A 15065-nucleotide genomic window follows, 5' to 3' on the forward strand; every position below is an offset into this window, starting at 1 on the left:
TTTCTAGACATAGAGGAGAGTGTCAGGACAATGCTCTGTGTTCCACGACTGTCGTCAGCTTCAGGAGGGTGGACGGCTCTCCATAAACCAGCGCAGCATCGATGAATTCCTCGAGACTTGCAACCGATTCGGTTACGACTTTCACCAGATAACTGTATTGACCAGCTAAACGATAGCATTCGAATACGATTGGGTGTTTTTCACAAAACGCTCTGAACTGTTTGCCTTGCTTGGTATCGAAAAGAATGAATGCGGTCACAGACTTTTCGAGTTTTTCAGGATCGATGACAGCGCGATAGCCAGTTATTACCCCCTTTTCTTCAAGCTTCTTCACTCTTTCATTTGTTGCCGGAGTTGAAAGTCCCACTTTTTTTCCGAGCTCTGTCATAGATATCCGCCCGTTCTTTTGTAGGATAAAGAGGATGTTGCGATCGATTTCGTCCAAAAGATCACCAACCTTTTAAAAATAAGTTTCCCCATATAATTACAACGATTTTTAAACAATATGATGTAAATTCCCTTACTATGTTTATGTACCCGAACCTTTGAAATTCATAAAATATAAGTACTTAAACAGAGTGGAAAAGAGGGTTAGAATTGTTCTTACATGGGACCAGCACAATCAATCACAATGGTCATCTCGAAATTGGTGGTGTCGATTCCGTAGAGTTAGCAGATCAATATGGAACGCCGTTATTCGTCTATGATGTAGCGTTGATCCGAAAGCGGGCTAGAGAGTTCAAATCTGCATTCCAAAAAGCGAATGTGAAAGGGAAGGTTTCCTATGCAAGTAAAGCCTTTTCTTCAATCGCATTGATCCAAGTGATTCAGGAAGAAAAGTTATATCTAGATGTGGCCTCTGGTGGAGAGCTTTATACTGCGGTTACTGCAGGTTTTCCAGTTGAAAAAATCCACTTCCACGGAAACAATAAAAGCCCTGAAGAATTAAGAATGGCACTTGAATTAAGGATTGGATGTATTGTAGTCGATAATTTTCATGAAATAGATCTACTAGAGCGGTTTTGCAGGGAGCTCGATATTAAAGCGACAATCCTCATACGTGTTACCCCCGGTATAACGGCTAGTACACATGATTACATTGCAACAGGGCAAGCAGATTCCAAGTTCGGCTTCGATCTCCATAACGGCCAGGCTGAGGAAGCAATCAAACTCGTGTTAAATTCAAATTCATTTGAGCTGTTAGGGGTTCATTGTCATATAGGATCGCAAGTCATCGAGACTGATAGTTATGTGGTAACGGTTGATGCTATTTTCGATCACATCAAGCGTTGGAAAGACCAAATCCCCTTTCTACCCAATATAGTCAATTTAGGCGGGGGATTCGGTATCCGTTATACAGATCAGGATCCTGCATTACCTCCACACGTTTATGTCGATAAAATAATTGAAGCAGTAAAGAGTAATGTCCGCAAATTAAATATAAAGATGCCTGAAGTCTGGATTGAGCCTGGTCGTTCCCTCGTCGGTGAAGCTGGAACAACGTTATACAGAATTGGTTCGCAAAAAGAAGTTCCTTCAATTCGTACGTATCTCGCTATAGATGGAGGGATGAGCGACAATTTAAGACCAGCCCTTTATCAAGCAAAGTATGAAGCTGCTCTGGCGAACAAAATGATAGCAAAACATGATCAAAAAGTGACTGTTTCCGGAAAATGCTGTGAGAGTGGAGACATGTTAATCTGGGAAGTCTTGTTGCCAGAAACGCGTCCAGGTGACCTTCTCGCTGTTTTTTGCACAGGGGCATACGGATACTGCATGGCAAACAATTATAACCGCCTCCCGAAACCAGCAGTCGTTTTTGTAGAAAATGGAGAAGCACAACTGGTGATTAAACGAGAAACATATGAAGATCTAGTGCGATTGGATCTGCCATACACTACGAAAGCACGAAAAAAACCTTAGCCCAGGACATGGACTAAGGTTTTTAATATGATAAGAAAGGAATTTTTATATTCCTTTAGAATTTCACTTCATCCTGATTTGTAACGACTAGGAGTGTTTTTCCTTTATCTAATTCTTCTTCGAGTTTTTGAGCTTTAGATTGATCAAACCCAATTTCCTTCATTTTTGAAATTGATTTATCAGGTTTTCCTCTAAATACGTTTTTAGTAGCCGTGCCGATTCCAGTCACTTTGACCCCGATTTTATTTGCATCGTTTTTCTTTCTTGCACGTCTGTCATGATCATTATCGTGCGCTAGCATGTAAAGGTTATCATCTCTGACACCATCTTTACGTAATTTGTCGATGGATTCACTCAAATGTTCGTCATTATGGAAAATCTTATAGTTAGGTTTCAAATGAATCGCCTCCTTAAAAGCCGAAGTACCCTATATAAATATAGTTTAAACAAATCACTTGAGTACAGGAACATTTGTTCTCTAAGTGAGAATGGAGGTATATTTTGGAAAGATGTGATTTCATGTCCAGGGGTCTAAAGAAGAAAAGGACTTTAGAAGTTGAAGAAATCATCTCTCTTTATAAAGAAGGGGAGAGCACCACAAGAATAGCTAAACTTGCAAATGTCTCATCACGATACATAAATAAACTATTCAAAAGCATAACGTACTTGGAAAGCGGTATTTAAGAAAATGGGCACATCCTACTTCGGATATGCCTCTTTTTAAATGGAAATAAATATTGTTTTAGATACATTAATTTGACGATATTTGTTATTAAGTAGGGTAATGGAAGATGTTTTTCAAGAAATAGACGGTTCATCTTGGATCCGTGACTAATATTATAATGAAAAGTAATTATTAGAACCCTGAATAAAATCAGATAGTTATTTATACATATAATTAACATTGAATTTTTTGGGGGCTCATATTGTGTATATTTTTGATCAAGGGCAATTCCTTAATGAGGATAAGGGCTTGGTTAGTGTACGAAATAAAGGATTAAATTATGGATTGGGTTGTTTTGAAGGAATAAGGGCTTTTTGGAATGAAAAGCAAAAACAACTTTTTGTTTTTCGACTTATTGATCACTATAAACGGTTCCAAGAGTCTGGCTCTTCGCTGCTTCTAAATATCCCTTATACTCAGATGCAATTAGTAATTTGGACAATACAATTATTAAAAATAAACAATATCCGGGAAGATGTTTACATCCGTCCTATTTGTATTAATGGAGAAAATATGCTACGCCCTGAATTGGCAGGTCCTTTTAATCGTGTAATGATTTATTGTACTCTTTTAAAAGATTACATTGCGAAACCAGCTTTAAACGTAAGTGTCTCTTCCTGGACACGGATGGGCAGTAATATGATCCCCCCTCAAGCAAAATCTACAGGTGGTTATTTAAATTCAGCCTTAGCGTCTACAGAAGCTAGGTTAAATGGCTACGATGAAGCTATTTTTCTTACAAAGGAAGGAAATGTAAGTGAAGGGGCAGGAGAGAACATTTTTATCATCAAAAATAATCAATTGATAACCCCACCTATATCAGATGATATTCTACCAGGAATTACTCGAGATACCGTCATGCAATTAGCTAAACACGAATTGCGGTTACCTGTTTTTGAAAAGAGCCTAGCGAGAACTGAGCTATATTCAGCCGATGAAGTTTTTTTTACAGGTACGGCTATCGGAATAAAGCCTATCATACAAATAGACCGAAGAATCATTGGAATAGGACAAGAGGGACTGATTACAAGAGAAATTCGATCTATATATGAAAAAATTGTTAGAGGAGACAATGTGAAATATTTAAACTATTGTACGCCAGTGTATTAAAAAAAATGAAACTAACCGCATGCTTAAGAATACTTTTTTATCATGTTTTGAGCAGCTGACCGTACGGGTTAATAATTAAATCATACAAATTTAAGGTAGATAAATATATGTATAATATTTTCCATTTGGAATTAACTTCAACACTGTAAATTATGTATACACTTTTTCTTCATCACAAATGGATATGTACACACTTTTGGTTCAACGTACATAATAAGAGGAAAAACTAATGACATAATTGTATTGTCTTTATAAACCACAAGAAATACATATTCTTTAATATAAGACAACACTTTCATGTCAAATTTACTTGACTTGAAAGTGTTGTTTTTTTTGGAAAGTGAAGACAAAGAGTTGTTTATATAATAACTCGTTCCTTTAATAAAGAACATTGGTTGAATCAGGAAAAAATTGGCTTTGAAAATGCTTATCTTAAAACATGCTTGTCACTTTAAACTTTATTTTGCACTTTTTTAAGGCGCTATTTTGCACTGTAAATAAATATATATAGCCTAATTTCCTCTTCTTTTAAAAGAGAAATTAGGCTTATGATTTTCTACAATCGCGCCATATAATTAAGTTCAATGCTAATCCAGCAAAGGACAACTTTATGTGGAATAAATAGTGGTAGACATCTAAAAGAAGTACATTTCCAACTCTTATTCGGCTCTATTCCCCATAGCAATGGAAATACGATTCAAGCTATTAATTTGGATAATAATTAGAATCAAGTCTACATAATCTTTTTCTCCGTAATATTCCCTTACTTTATTGTACAATTTTTCTGGGACACGTTTATCTGAAACTAAAGTGACGTGTTCAGTTAACTCTAAAGCGACTTTTTCTTCCGGTGTATAAAAATCACACTCTTCCCATGCATTTAAACAGTAAATACGTTGTTCTGTTTCTCCCATTTTACGTGCATCATTTGTATGTGCATTAATACAGAATGCACAACCATTTAGTTGAGATGCCCTAATTTTAATTAACTCTCTTGTTGTCCTGTTAATTTTTGTTTTTTTTGTGTACTTCTCCATCTCCATCATAATCCCTAAGCCATCAGGGGCAACATCATAATATGCAATACGTTGAGTCATAAAAATTCCTCCATATACTTTTAAAATGAATTTCAGTCACTAATTAAAGACTATATCAATCGTCGATTTGTATTGTCTACAATATATGATATAATTATCTTTGTCAAATAAATGGAATTAACCAAAAGATTTGACTAGAACTCTAAATGCTCCTAAGATACAATTTTATAATCCATAATCAAAAGTTGGTGAGTTTATATGCAATATAGTGTCGGAGTTGAATATGCTTTACATTGTCTGGTTTATTTAATTGATGTTCCTTCCAGGCAAAGTGTTGGGATAAAGGATTTGGCAGAATTCCAAGGACTTTCTGAGACATTTCTTTCAAAAGTTTTCGGTAAATTATCTAAGGCTGGTATTGTACGTTCTGTCCCCGGTGTAAAGGGAGGATATAGGTTATCTAAGTCCCCAGAAGATATTTCCTTTTGGGATGTAGTTGAAGCAGTTGAAGGTCCTAAGCCTATTTTTCAATGTAAAAATATTAAAGATAATGGTTATTTGTATAGAGAAAACTGTTGTTCAGCTCCCTCCTCTTGTACCATCAATTTAGTTATGCTCTCTGCGGAAGAAAAAATGCGTGATTATTTGCGTAGTAAAACACTTTCATGGTTAAATGAAGAGCTTGATCGTGTCTTACCTAAACAAATTCGTGAAGATACTCATAAATATTTTTCGAAGAGTAACATATAAAACAAACCTCTCTTAATTAAATGGAATTAAGAGAGGTTTTTTCTTAGTTCAAGGAAACGTAAATTATAGGAATACCCGTATTGAAATTTCGTAAAATAGATTGATAAACGAAAAGGGGGAAGAAGATGAACACATTTCTTATCTTTGTAAATGCCGCGGTATTATTATTGCTTATGTTTGGTTTGTTCTTAATGCAAAAGAAGCATGTATCTTTTTCGAAACGCGTATTCTCAGGCTTAGGTTTAGGTATTATTTTCGGATATATTATTCATGTAATCTATGGAACTGGGCATGAAGTTACTGTCGGAACAATTGATTGGTTTAGCATTGTTGGCAGTGGTTATGTAAAACTATTGCAAATGGTTGTAATGCCGCTGATATTCATTTCAATTGTCGGAGCGTTTACGAAATTAAAATTGACTAAAAATATCGGGAAAATTAGTTTCCTTGTCATTGGAATACTACTTGGAACGACTGCTATTTCGGCAGCAATTGGAGTTGGTTCCGCGTTAGGATTTGGACTTGATGGCATAGAGTTAACTTCTGGTGATGCAGAAAATGCTCGAAATGAGCAATTACAGGAACGTGTTGTAACTGTAGAAAATATGACGATTCCTCAACAAATCCTTGAGTTAATTCCAAGTAATCCATTTCTAGATTTAACAGGTGCTCGTGCAACCTCTACAATTGCAGTTGTCATTTTTGCCGCAATTGTCGGGATAGGCTACCTTGGAGTGAGACGAAAAGACCCTGAGCATGCAGAATTTTTCGCGAAAATTATCGATAGTTTATACACTGTGATCATGAGAGTTGTAACGTTAATTCTCCGGCTCACACCATATGGTATCCTAGCAATTATTACAAAAGTTGCTGCTACAAGTGATTATGATGCGATCATAAAATTAGGCAAGTTTGTTGTGGCTTCTTATGTGGCATTAATTTTGGTGTTTATTATTCATTTACTGTTGTTATCATTTGCAAAACTAAACCCTGTAAATTATGTAAAAAAAGGGCTGCCAACTTTAACATTTGCCTTTACGTCACGTACAAGTGCCGGAACACTACCGATGACAATTAAGACACAAACAAAGGATTTTGGTGTGTCGGAAGGGATTGCAAACTTTGCTGGTTCCTTTGGACTTTCAATTGGTCAAAATGGATGTGCTGGTGTTTATCCGGCAATGTTAGCCGTTATGGTAGCTCCAGCCGCCGGTGTTGATCCTACAAGTCCATCATTTCTTATTTCTCTAATTTTGGTAGTGGCAATCAGTTCATTCGGTGTCGCAGGTGTCGGGGGAGGAGCAACCTTTGCAGCTCTCATCGTACTATCCGTCATGAATCTTCCAATTGCGATTGTTGGGCTGTTAATCTCAGTTGAACCTCTTATCGACATGGGCCGTACTGCTGTAAACGTCAGTGGAGCAATGACATCTGGTGTCCTAACAAGCAGAGCCACAGGTGAATTTGAACACGAAGTTTACCAGCAGCAAAATGTTGTAGAAGTGTAAATTAAATTGGTAACAGTGCTCAAATGTTAGTACCTGACCCCATACATTTTTTAAAAAACTCGCTCAAGTTGACAAACCAGTTAAACCATAAATGCTCCGAGTGTATTACCTGTGGTAGAGCCATGCTTAGAGAAAAAAGAATCCCAAGTGAAAAGCACTTGGGATTCTTTTTAGTTGCATTAGCGATTTTGTGTATATCCAACTAATAAGGTGATCCAGTAGCCTAAGGCAATTAAAAATTAGTCCCTAATGTGGATTTAAAACAAAGTGAAACCCTTTAAATAGGAGTTTTTCTTATTAAGCAATCGGGCACTTTTTAATCCATATTCTAGAATAAGGAAGAAAAGATAGTTCACCTATTGTAAAATCAACTATGTTAAGGAGGAATAATACATCAATAAAATCGCAATTGTCATTGGAAGTACCCGGCCAGGTCGAATTGGTGAATCCGTTGCCCGATGGGTATTTGAAATTGCAACGAAGCGCAATGATGCAGAGTTCGAACTGGTAGACATTGCAGATTATAATTTACCTTTGTTAGATGAACCGATGCCTGCGGTTTCAGGGCAATACTCGAAGGAACATACGAAAAAATGGTCAAAATAGCTTCTTTTGATGGTTTCATCTTTGTTACGCCTGAGTATAACCATGCAACTTCTGGTGCTCTTAAGAATGCTTTAGATTACTTGTATAATGAGTGGAACGATAAGGCTGCAGGATTTGTTGGATACGGTGGAAATGGTGGTACAAGAGCTGTAGAGAACCTTAGGCTTATTATGGGAGAGCTGAAAGTTGCTGACGTACGTACTCAAGTCGCACTTTCACTCTTTAATGATTTTGAAAATTTCAAAGAACTGAAACCTGCTCAACATCAAGAAAAAACTGTAAATGAAGTGATTGATCAAGTTATAGCATGGAGCGGTGCATTGAAGACTTTGCGGACAGATAAAAGCAATTCCTAATACAAATAGAAAATGACAAGATTTGATGACACCGTTAAAGGATAGATATAGGAAAATCAAAATGGCTCGCACTTTTTCAGTGCGAGCCTTTAATCTATTTAAGGAGTTATACGTTCAAACTGTTTACATTCACCTGTCCGAGAATTGTAAGAAAACGACTTCAAAATGAGATTATAGGTTGTATTACGAATCGTTATGAAATAAAACATATTCAGTTTACTTTATTCCCAATTATTTTTAGTCATACATAATTTATTAACCCCATAAAATGATATATCTTGTTTATATGGGGAGTGTCAGGATGGGTGAATATCAAGTAACAGAAGCAATGCTTGAAAAGTTTTATAGGCTTAATCAAAAGAAAAAGGAAATTGAATCTGCTATGAAGGAAATGAAAAAGCAATTCCATAATTACTTTGATGAGACGGTAGGCGAAAATGTTAAAGGGCAAGTAACAGTTGGGGATTACATATTACAAAGGCAAGTTAGAGCAATTGAGAAATTTAATGAAGCGAAGACGGTAGAGAAATTAGAGGAACTAAAATTAGAAGATTTAATGGTGAAAAAACCGGATATTGACAAAATGAAAGCAGCGATTAACCTCGGTATTTTAAAGGAAAATGACTTAGAAGATTGTCGGGTTATCAATATTTCTCCAGCTATCTCAGTAAAAACTAAATGAACAATTGAATGATAATTCATGATACTAGGAGTTACTTTTGCTTCAACGTACAGACATAAATCTGTTGTCTTTCTAAACCGCTCAAAATACAATTTATTTAATTCAAAACAACACTTTTATGTCAAATTTATTCGACATAAAAGTGTTGTCTTTTTTAGATAATGAAGACAAAGAGTAGTCTTTGTATTAATAATACCAGTGGAATAAAATGATAGTAAAATGCATTTCATTTAGAAAAATTTTAAATATATGTTCATTTTTTATCAAACTTTGCAATAATTGAAGATCAATCAAGAGGTTTGCAGCATTTCCTTTATTCAGCAATCGGGGGCTTTTCTGTAATAAAGCTAATGTAGATCAATCTGAATACGATCTTCAATGGGCTCTTTTCTGAAATGGGGTTGAAGTAAGAGAATGAATAATAAAAAAGGACATTCAAAAACAGTTTTATAAGCAGCTATACGATGATTATTGCAGAGGATATTCATTTCTTCGATATTTGGGGCTTATTTATATTACTGGAATTGATACACTTCCTAAGATACAACAAAAAGATAAATGGGATAAAAATGAATTTGATAGAAAAAGAGAAATACTAAATAAGATAAAAACGAAGATTATAAAAGAAGCAAAGCGATTGTTGTCATTCTTTCAAAAAGGACTATTTAAAAAAGTTAAGGAAAAGATTATAGTGATTATCGAAGAGAAGAAGATAAAATGGAACAAAGAGTAAATTGTATGTTGTGCTAACTGGTGCATTTATACAATAAGGATTTGCAATCATCTTCAACAAACGGCTAATCTTCAAGATGGCTTTTTTTATCAATTAAGAATGTGTCAAATAACTAACCTCTCGACAACACTCTTTTTGTGTTGATTGAAATTAATCCAATCCCTTCATTATGTTACAATCTTTATATCATTTTTCCCCGGAAGGAGAGCGGTTGTGGATATTAACTTGACTCACAAAAGAATTAAAGAATTGTGCGGAACAGTCTCCTTCAAAAGGGGGGACGTTTTCTTTCGAAATAACAAAGTAACGATTAATCAAAATAATGCTGAGAGCTGTGAAGCAACTGTGTCGGCAGCGGAAGATTTTTTTGTAACGATAAAGAAAGATACAGAAAGCAGCTTTAAAATAACCTGCAGTTGTCCAAAGCTTGCTTCCTTTGATAAAGAATGCCAGCATGTAGCGGCTGTGCTGCTAGCGATTTATGAACAGCAGCAGAGTGGATCACCGCAAGTTAATGATTTTGAAGAGCATGCAGCTGTGATGGAAAATACACTTGCAAATGGGTTGCTGACGCTTTTCAACGATGAGCCTGTAAGGTCAAGCGGACATCAGCTTCATTTTGAGAACAGGGAAGTGCTTCAATCAGAATTTACATGCCTACCAGTTCATTTAGGTAAAGGCCAATATCTGTTTGCCTTAAAATTAAAAATTGGACCTATACCTGTGCTTGATATCCGTCAGTTTCTCCAGTCAGTAAAAGTAGGGAAACCCAGCCTATTATCCCTATCATTTACCTATGCACCCAACCTACACTGCTTTACACCCGAATCTGATGCTGTCCTCCAGCAGCTGATTCAAGTAGTACATGATGAATCCGTTTATATAAATGCTTTAAAGGATGATTATGACTACTCTGCAAGCAAAGATATGCTTTTGATTCCTCCAACATCCTGGGAAAGGCTAAAGCCTGCACTGGCACATGCAGAAAAAGTGAAGCTGCAGATAACCGGCAAAACATTTGATCAAATGGCGTTTTCGAATGATCATTTACCTTTAAGGTTCGAACTATCGGAAATAGAACGAAATTGTTATTTGAAGATCAATGGTCTTGACCGCCTGATTATATTAAATTCATATAGTTCAGTTCTATTTGGTGGAAAATTTATCACATTAAAAAAAGAGGATTGCCAGCGTTTGTATGACCTTACTCAAATGCTGGAGACCGCCGGGAAAAATCAGATTCCGATTGCTCAGGAGCAAATGGAATTTCTCTTGGAAAAAGTAGCACCAGGCTTGAGAAAACTGGGAGATGTCCAAATTTCTGAAAATTTGGCACAAAGATTTATGAAAACACCTTTGGTTGCCAAATTATACTTGGATCGCTTGAGAAATCGTCTTTTGGCCGGTCTTGAATTTCACTATGAAAATATCGTAATTAATCCGCTCGAAAGAAGAGAACCACGTGGCGGAGCACGTATTATCAGAGATGTTGAAAAGGAGGATGAGATTCTTCAGCTAATGGAGGAAACTTCATTTGCAAAGACGGATGGCGGCTATTTTTTGCAAAACGACCAGCTGGAATATGAGTTTCTTTATCATGTAGTTCCCAAGCTGCAAAAACGAGTACAAATATATGCGACAACTGCTGTCAGAAACCGTATATTCAGAGAAAATGCCAAACCGCAGATCCGGATAAAAATGAAAAAGGAACGTACAAATTGGTTGGAATTCAAGTTTGAAATGACGGGAATCTCTGATCAGGAAATCCGTGATATTTTGTTTGCGCTTGAAGAAAAGCGGAAATTCTATCGTTTGAAAAACGGGGCGCTGCTATCATTGGAAGCAAGGGAGTTTGAGGAGATCCAAAGGTTCTTAAGAGCTGTTCCGGAGCAGGCTGAAGATCTGGAAAGCGGATTGAATATGCCGATTATACAGGGGCTTAAAATGCTGGATACAGTTAGTGATCAGGATACATTCAGACAGGAAGAATGTTTCCGCTCTTTTCTAAAAACTCTTGAGGATCCATCCAGCCTGCAGATACCAGTGCCGGAAAGTCTGGACCAGATACTACGTGATTACCAGAAACACGGTTATAGATGGCTGAAGACACTGGCCCATAATGGTTTTGGGGGCATATTAGCAGATGATATGGGGCTTGGCAAGACGCTGCAAAGTATTGCGTTCATACAATCTGAGTTGCCAAACATCCGCGAAAAGAAACGGCCATCCTTGATTGTGTGTCCATCATCCTTAACGTACAATTGGCTAAGTGAACTGATGAAGTTCACACCTGAGATACAGGCGGTTGTGTTCGACGGCAATCAAATTGAACGGTTGCAGCTTCAGAAAGAATTAGAAGGCATTGATGTCGTGATTACTTCATATCCATTGCTGCTTAAGGATATTAAATGGTATGAGATGCAGGATTTTCACATTGTATTTTTTGACGAAGCACAGGCGTTTAAAAATCCAGTAACCCAGACAGCAAGGGCAGTAAAGAAGTTGAAGTCAAACCATCGTTTCGCGCTGACAGGTACACCTGTCGAAAACTCGCTTGAAGAACTGTGGTCCATTTTTCATGTCACCTTCCCGGAATTGTTCCAAGGCTTAAAGGATTTTAGCAATCTGACCAGAAAAACAATTGCAAGAAGGATCCGCCCATTCGTGCTGAGGAGACTTAAGGAGGACGTACTTTCCGAGCTTCCTGAAAAAATGGAATTGATTGATTCTGCTGAACTGCTGCCTGACCAGAAAAAGCTATATGCAGCTTATTTGGCAAAACTGAGGGAAGACACGTTAAAACATTTAAATAAAGATTCAATCCGGAAGAACCGAATTAAAATCCTTGCTGGTTTGACTCGCCTGCGGCAAATTTGTTGCCATCCAGCCTTGTTCGTGGATGGATATAAAGGCAGCTCCGCAAAATTTGAACAGCTCAAGAGAATTATAGAAGAATCAAGGCTATCAGCTAGAAGGGTGCTTATCTTTTCACAGTTTACAAAAATGCTGGATCTCATAGGAAGAGAGCTGGCACTTGAGGGATTGCCGTTTTTCTACTTGGATGGACAGACTCCTTCTGAGGAGAGGGTAGAGGTTTGCCGCCGCTTTAACGAAGGAGAAAGGAATTTCTTTCTGATTTCACTTAAGGCTGGCGGCACTGGATTAAATCTGACTGGAGCGGATACAGTCATCTTATATGATTTATGGTGGAATCCAGCGGTTGAAGAACAGGCTGCAGACCGCGCCCATCGCATGGGACAGAAGAATACAGTTCAAGTCATTAAGCTGCTTGCGCGAGGAACGATTGAGGAAAACATGAATGAACTGCAGGAGAAAAAGAAAAGCTTAATTGAAGAGATCATCAACTCTGATGATAGGACGGTTAGAAGCCTGACCGAAGAAGATATTCGTGAAATATTAATGATATAGGAGATAGAGGATGTGGGAAAACCTATATAAAAACCTATATAAAGGGTCGGAAGTCACTGCCCATACTAGTTTAGAAAAAGAACCCCTGTCTTTCTAAAAAATCAATGACCCAATTCCATATGCTGAGTACGATAATCAGTACAAAGGTCAAAGCCATTGTGCCGATTGCAAGATAGCCGAAGATGCGAATGGGTGCCGGAAGTTTTTTCATGTTCACTTTGGAAAGGTTTTTGGTTGGATACCCTTCAATACGACCGAGATGGTCCATCGCATCGTTATAAGCTGTTGAGTCGTCGTCTCTGCTTCGGTACTGTTCCAATTGCTTTTCGGTGCGCTTTTTGACCTTTTCCAATTCCTTCTCCATGGTGGATACCTCCTTATGTATGGAAACTCCCCTGTTAAAGAGGGAGGTATTGCCTTTCTTTTTACTCAAAAAATCACTTACTTCTTTTTTCGAACGTTTGCCAAGCTTTATTCACAGCCTGTTTATCATCTTCTGATATTTATTCTACCATATAATGTCATGTTTAGTGTCGCATAAGAAGTATCATCTTTAGGGCAAAAGTTGTTAATCACTGTATTTAGGGACATCATTGGAGAAAACAAGTTTAATGAATCGTATGGAGAAACAACAATTCCTTTTTGGTCATTGAAGTCAAGAGCAGAGAAAATAATTAAAACTGTACCAACATATAGTAAGTTTCAACGAGACGGTAATTTTGTACAACAGTTTCAAATTTTAAAAATAGTGGTTTTGAATTTGAAAGTTGATCTGATCAATAGTTTGCCGACATTACAAAAGACAACAGAATGATGTCATTAGTTTATTATTTGAATTCCCTCTTTAACCTATCTTTTATTTGTTAACATAATATCTATTATAACTACCAAAAGAGAAAACTCAAAGTTTCGTCTCATTACCATAGTATACTTATGATAGTGAGACGAAATCGAATTTTCAATTCTTTTTCAGTCGCTTAAAGTTTTAAATAATTCATATTTGCAATGACATTCTGATCATTATCCTCTTCAAGATACTCCTGATCATCGTTTTCTTTACTGGAACTCACCACGCCTTTTTTTGTACGTAATTTTGTCTGGATGACACCACTTTGCTCTTCGTGAGCGTTTATGACACCATAAAGGTGTACAGCTTCAATTTTATTAAACAGATCTTCCGGATCTACGTCTTCACTTATATCTAAAACACCTCGAATGTTGAATGTAAGACTTTCTTTCGTATATTTCAACTCAGCTTGCGTAAGTCTATATTCTCCATTAACTACAATCAGCTTCCCTTTATATCCCATCACTTCGACTGTAGGATCCTTACATTTTTCCATAACACGTGGCATCAATTCCTGACTGCATAGAATCCTGTCCTCAGCGTAGATTTCAGCTATGCATTCATCAAGTAATTCTTCCGTAATGTCATTCTCCATTTGGATCGTCCCGGTAACATAAAGTTTACCTTTATCAAATCTTTTGATCGTTGCTGAATCAATCCTGAGATCGTCATCTATATAAATCGATCCAGCAGGAATGACCTTCATCTTACTCTTTGCTGATTTCACAAGTCGATCACCCATTGAATCTAGAATTTCTTCGTGAATGAACACCTCATCAATGAACTCGATTTTCTTTAATCTTTCCTGTAGTAGTTTAGGATCGATCGAATTTGAAACCGATGATTTGCCTATGATTACAAGATGACTATCTGTATTGAGCGCCTTCAAGAAATGATCGTCAAGCTGCAAAGAATTGACAACGACCTCATCAGCCTCATCCATATAGGAAACAACATCACCAATTTGGTTGTCGATTTTGTTCTGAATCGCTCCTTTTAACCGGTTTGGACAATAGATATCACCGTAAATTGTGATTCCGCTGATTTTTTCCATCGTGTCTAAAGTGACACCCGGTTTGATGATTAACGTTCCTTTCACCCCAAAATGAACAGGTTCTTGGAGGCCCTCACCATAACTTTCATCAAATTCGATGATCCCCTTTTTCAGTTTGATATTTTCTGGAACTTCCAGGGAAGTATTGATGTTTTTAATAGATATTTTTGAAAGTAACTTGGAGATTTTTTTACTGAAAATAAGTAAATTGATGTTCTTGATCATCGAAACCTCCTCCAAACTATCTTCAGTTGCACCGGTCAGATCTAGAAAGTTGATATTCTTGATTGTTTTTCCCATTATTTT

Annotated in this window: 13 protein-coding genes and 1 pseudogene; 9 read left to right on the forward strand and 5 right to left on the reverse strand. The window is 36.9% G+C overall.

The window, feature by feature from the left end; genetic code table 11:
• Positions 1–22 precede the first annotated feature (22 nt).
• Positions 23–445 (reverse strand): Lrp/AsnC family transcriptional regulator, encoded by a 423-nt coding sequence (locus tag KOL94_RS06380; RefSeq protein WP_221565046.1) that lies wholly within the window; start codon positions 443–445, stop codon positions 23–25.
• 152 nt (positions 446–597) lie between these two features.
• Between KOL94_RS06380 and lysA the strand changes: the two genes are divergently transcribed.
• Positions 598–1923 carry a diaminopimelate decarboxylase gene (lysA, locus tag KOL94_RS06385; RefSeq protein ID WP_221565048.1) on the forward strand — a complete coding sequence of 442 codons (1326 nt, stop codon included), beginning with the start codon at positions 598–600 and terminating at the stop codon, positions 1921–1923.
• A 55-nt stretch (positions 1924–1978) separates the two neighbouring features.
• Here lysA and KOL94_RS06390 read toward each other — a convergent pair whose 3' ends face one another.
• Entirely contained in the window at positions 1979–2320 is a 342-nt protein-coding gene (locus KOL94_RS06390; protein WP_221565050.1) for a YflT domain-containing protein, read from the reverse strand.
• A gap of 104 nt (positions 2321–2424) precedes the next feature.
• Between KOL94_RS06390 and KOL94_RS06395 the strand changes: the two genes are divergently transcribed.
• Positions 2425–2607, forward strand: a complete 183-nt coding sequence (locus KOL94_RS06395) for a helix-turn-helix domain-containing protein (RefSeq protein WP_221565051.1) — start codon at positions 2425–2427, stop codon at positions 2605–2607.
• Positions 2608–2851: 244 nt separating this feature from the next.
• On the forward strand, positions 2852–3757 hold the full coding sequence (locus KOL94_RS06400; RefSeq protein ID WP_311775112.1) for a branched-chain amino acid transaminase: 906 nt from the start codon (positions 2852–2854) through the stop codon (positions 3755–3757).
• Between the two features lie 659 nt (positions 3758–4416).
• On the opposite strand, the gene KOL94_RS06405 is transcribed toward KOL94_RS06400, so the two are convergent.
• Positions 4417–4854, reverse strand: coding sequence for a carboxymuconolactone decarboxylase family protein (locus tag KOL94_RS06405; RefSeq protein WP_221565052.1), 438 nt, complete (start codon positions 4852–4854; stop codon positions 4417–4419).
• Positions 4855–5052: 198 nt separating this feature from the next.
• Here KOL94_RS06405 and KOL94_RS06410 point away from each other — a divergent pair, with 198 nt between their 5' ends.
• The 6 genes and pseudogenes from KOL94_RS06410 to KOL94_RS06435 all read left to right on the forward strand — a co-directional run bounded on the left by KOL94_RS06410 (position 5053) and on the right by KOL94_RS06435 (position 12858).
• Positions 5053–5544 (forward strand): RrF2 family transcriptional regulator, encoded by a 492-nt coding sequence (locus KOL94_RS06410; RefSeq protein ID WP_221565053.1) that lies wholly within the window; start codon positions 5053–5055, stop codon positions 5542–5544.
• A 125-nt stretch (positions 5545–5669) separates the two neighbouring features.
• Positions 5670–7052, forward strand: a complete 1383-nt coding sequence (locus KOL94_RS06415) for an L-cystine transporter (protein WP_221565054.1) — start codon at positions 5670–5672, stop codon at positions 7050–7052.
• 393 nt (positions 7053–7445) lie between these two features.
• Positions 7446–8014, forward strand: a pseudogene (locus KOL94_RS06420) (NADPH-dependent FMN reductase).
• A 301-nt stretch (positions 8015–8315) separates the two neighbouring features.
• Positions 8316–8696: a hypothetical protein gene (locus tag KOL94_RS06425; RefSeq protein ID WP_221565055.1), complete on the forward strand. Its 381-nt coding sequence runs from the start codon at positions 8316–8318 to the stop codon at positions 8694–8696.
• 499 nt (positions 8697–9195) lie between these two features.
• Entirely contained in the window at positions 9196–9429 is a 234-nt protein-coding gene (locus tag KOL94_RS06430; RefSeq protein WP_221565056.1) for a hypothetical protein, read from the forward strand.
• Between the two features lie 213 nt (positions 9430–9642).
• Positions 9643–12858 carry a DEAD/DEAH box helicase gene (locus KOL94_RS06435; RefSeq protein WP_221565057.1) on the forward strand — a complete coding sequence of 1072 codons (3216 nt, stop codon included), beginning with the start codon at positions 9643–9645 and terminating at the stop codon, positions 12856–12858.
• A gap of 70 nt (positions 12859–12928) precedes the next feature.
• Here the strand turns inward: KOL94_RS06435 and KOL94_RS06440 are convergent, their stop codons facing one another.
• Together KOL94_RS06440 and KOL94_RS06445 are read right to left on the reverse strand one after the other, a co-directional pair.
• Positions 12929–13222, reverse strand: coding sequence for a hypothetical protein (locus tag KOL94_RS06440; protein WP_260412223.1), 294 nt, complete (start codon positions 13220–13222; stop codon positions 12929–12931).
• A gap of 613 nt (positions 13223–13835) precedes the next feature.
• The gene (locus KOL94_RS06445) at positions 13836–15059 is read right to left on the reverse strand and encodes a hypothetical protein (protein WP_221565058.1); all 1224 of its coding nucleotides are present in this window, start codon (positions 15057–15059) and stop codon (positions 13836–13838) included.
• Between the last annotated feature and the right edge of the window lie 6 nt (positions 15060–15065).

The organism is Alkalihalobacillus sp. TS-13 (assembly GCF_019720915.1).
In the GTDB taxonomy this organism is placed as follows: domain Bacteria; phylum Bacillota; class Bacilli; order Bacillales; family Fictibacillaceae; genus Pseudalkalibacillus.

What these genes read in the sequence shown, in the direction of transcription:
- KOL94_RS06405 (WP_221565052.1), bottom strand. Translation starts at nt 4,854, where the DNA reads ATGACTCAACGTATTGCATATTATGATGTTGCCCCTGATGGCTTAGGG.
- KOL94_RS06410 (WP_221565053.1), top strand. Translation starts at nt 5,053, where the DNA reads ATGCAATATAGTGTCGGAGTTGAATATGCTTTACATTGTCTGGTTTAT.
- KOL94_RS06415 (WP_221565054.1), top strand. Translation starts at nt 5,670, where the DNA reads ATGAACACATTTCTTATCTTTGTAAATGCCGCGGTATTATTATTGCTT.
- KOL94_RS06425 (WP_221565055.1), top strand. Translation starts at nt 8,316, where the DNA reads ATGGGTGAATATCAAGTAACAGAAGCAATGCTTGAAAAGTTTTATAGG.
- KOL94_RS06440 (WP_260412223.1), bottom strand. Translation starts at nt 13,222, where the DNA reads ATGGAGAAGGAATTGGAAAAGGTCAAAAAGCGCACCGAAAAGCAATTG.
- KOL94_RS06445 (WP_221565058.1), bottom strand. Translation starts at nt 15,059, where the DNA reads ATGGGAAAAACAATCAAGAATATCAACTTTCTAGATCTGACCGGTGCA.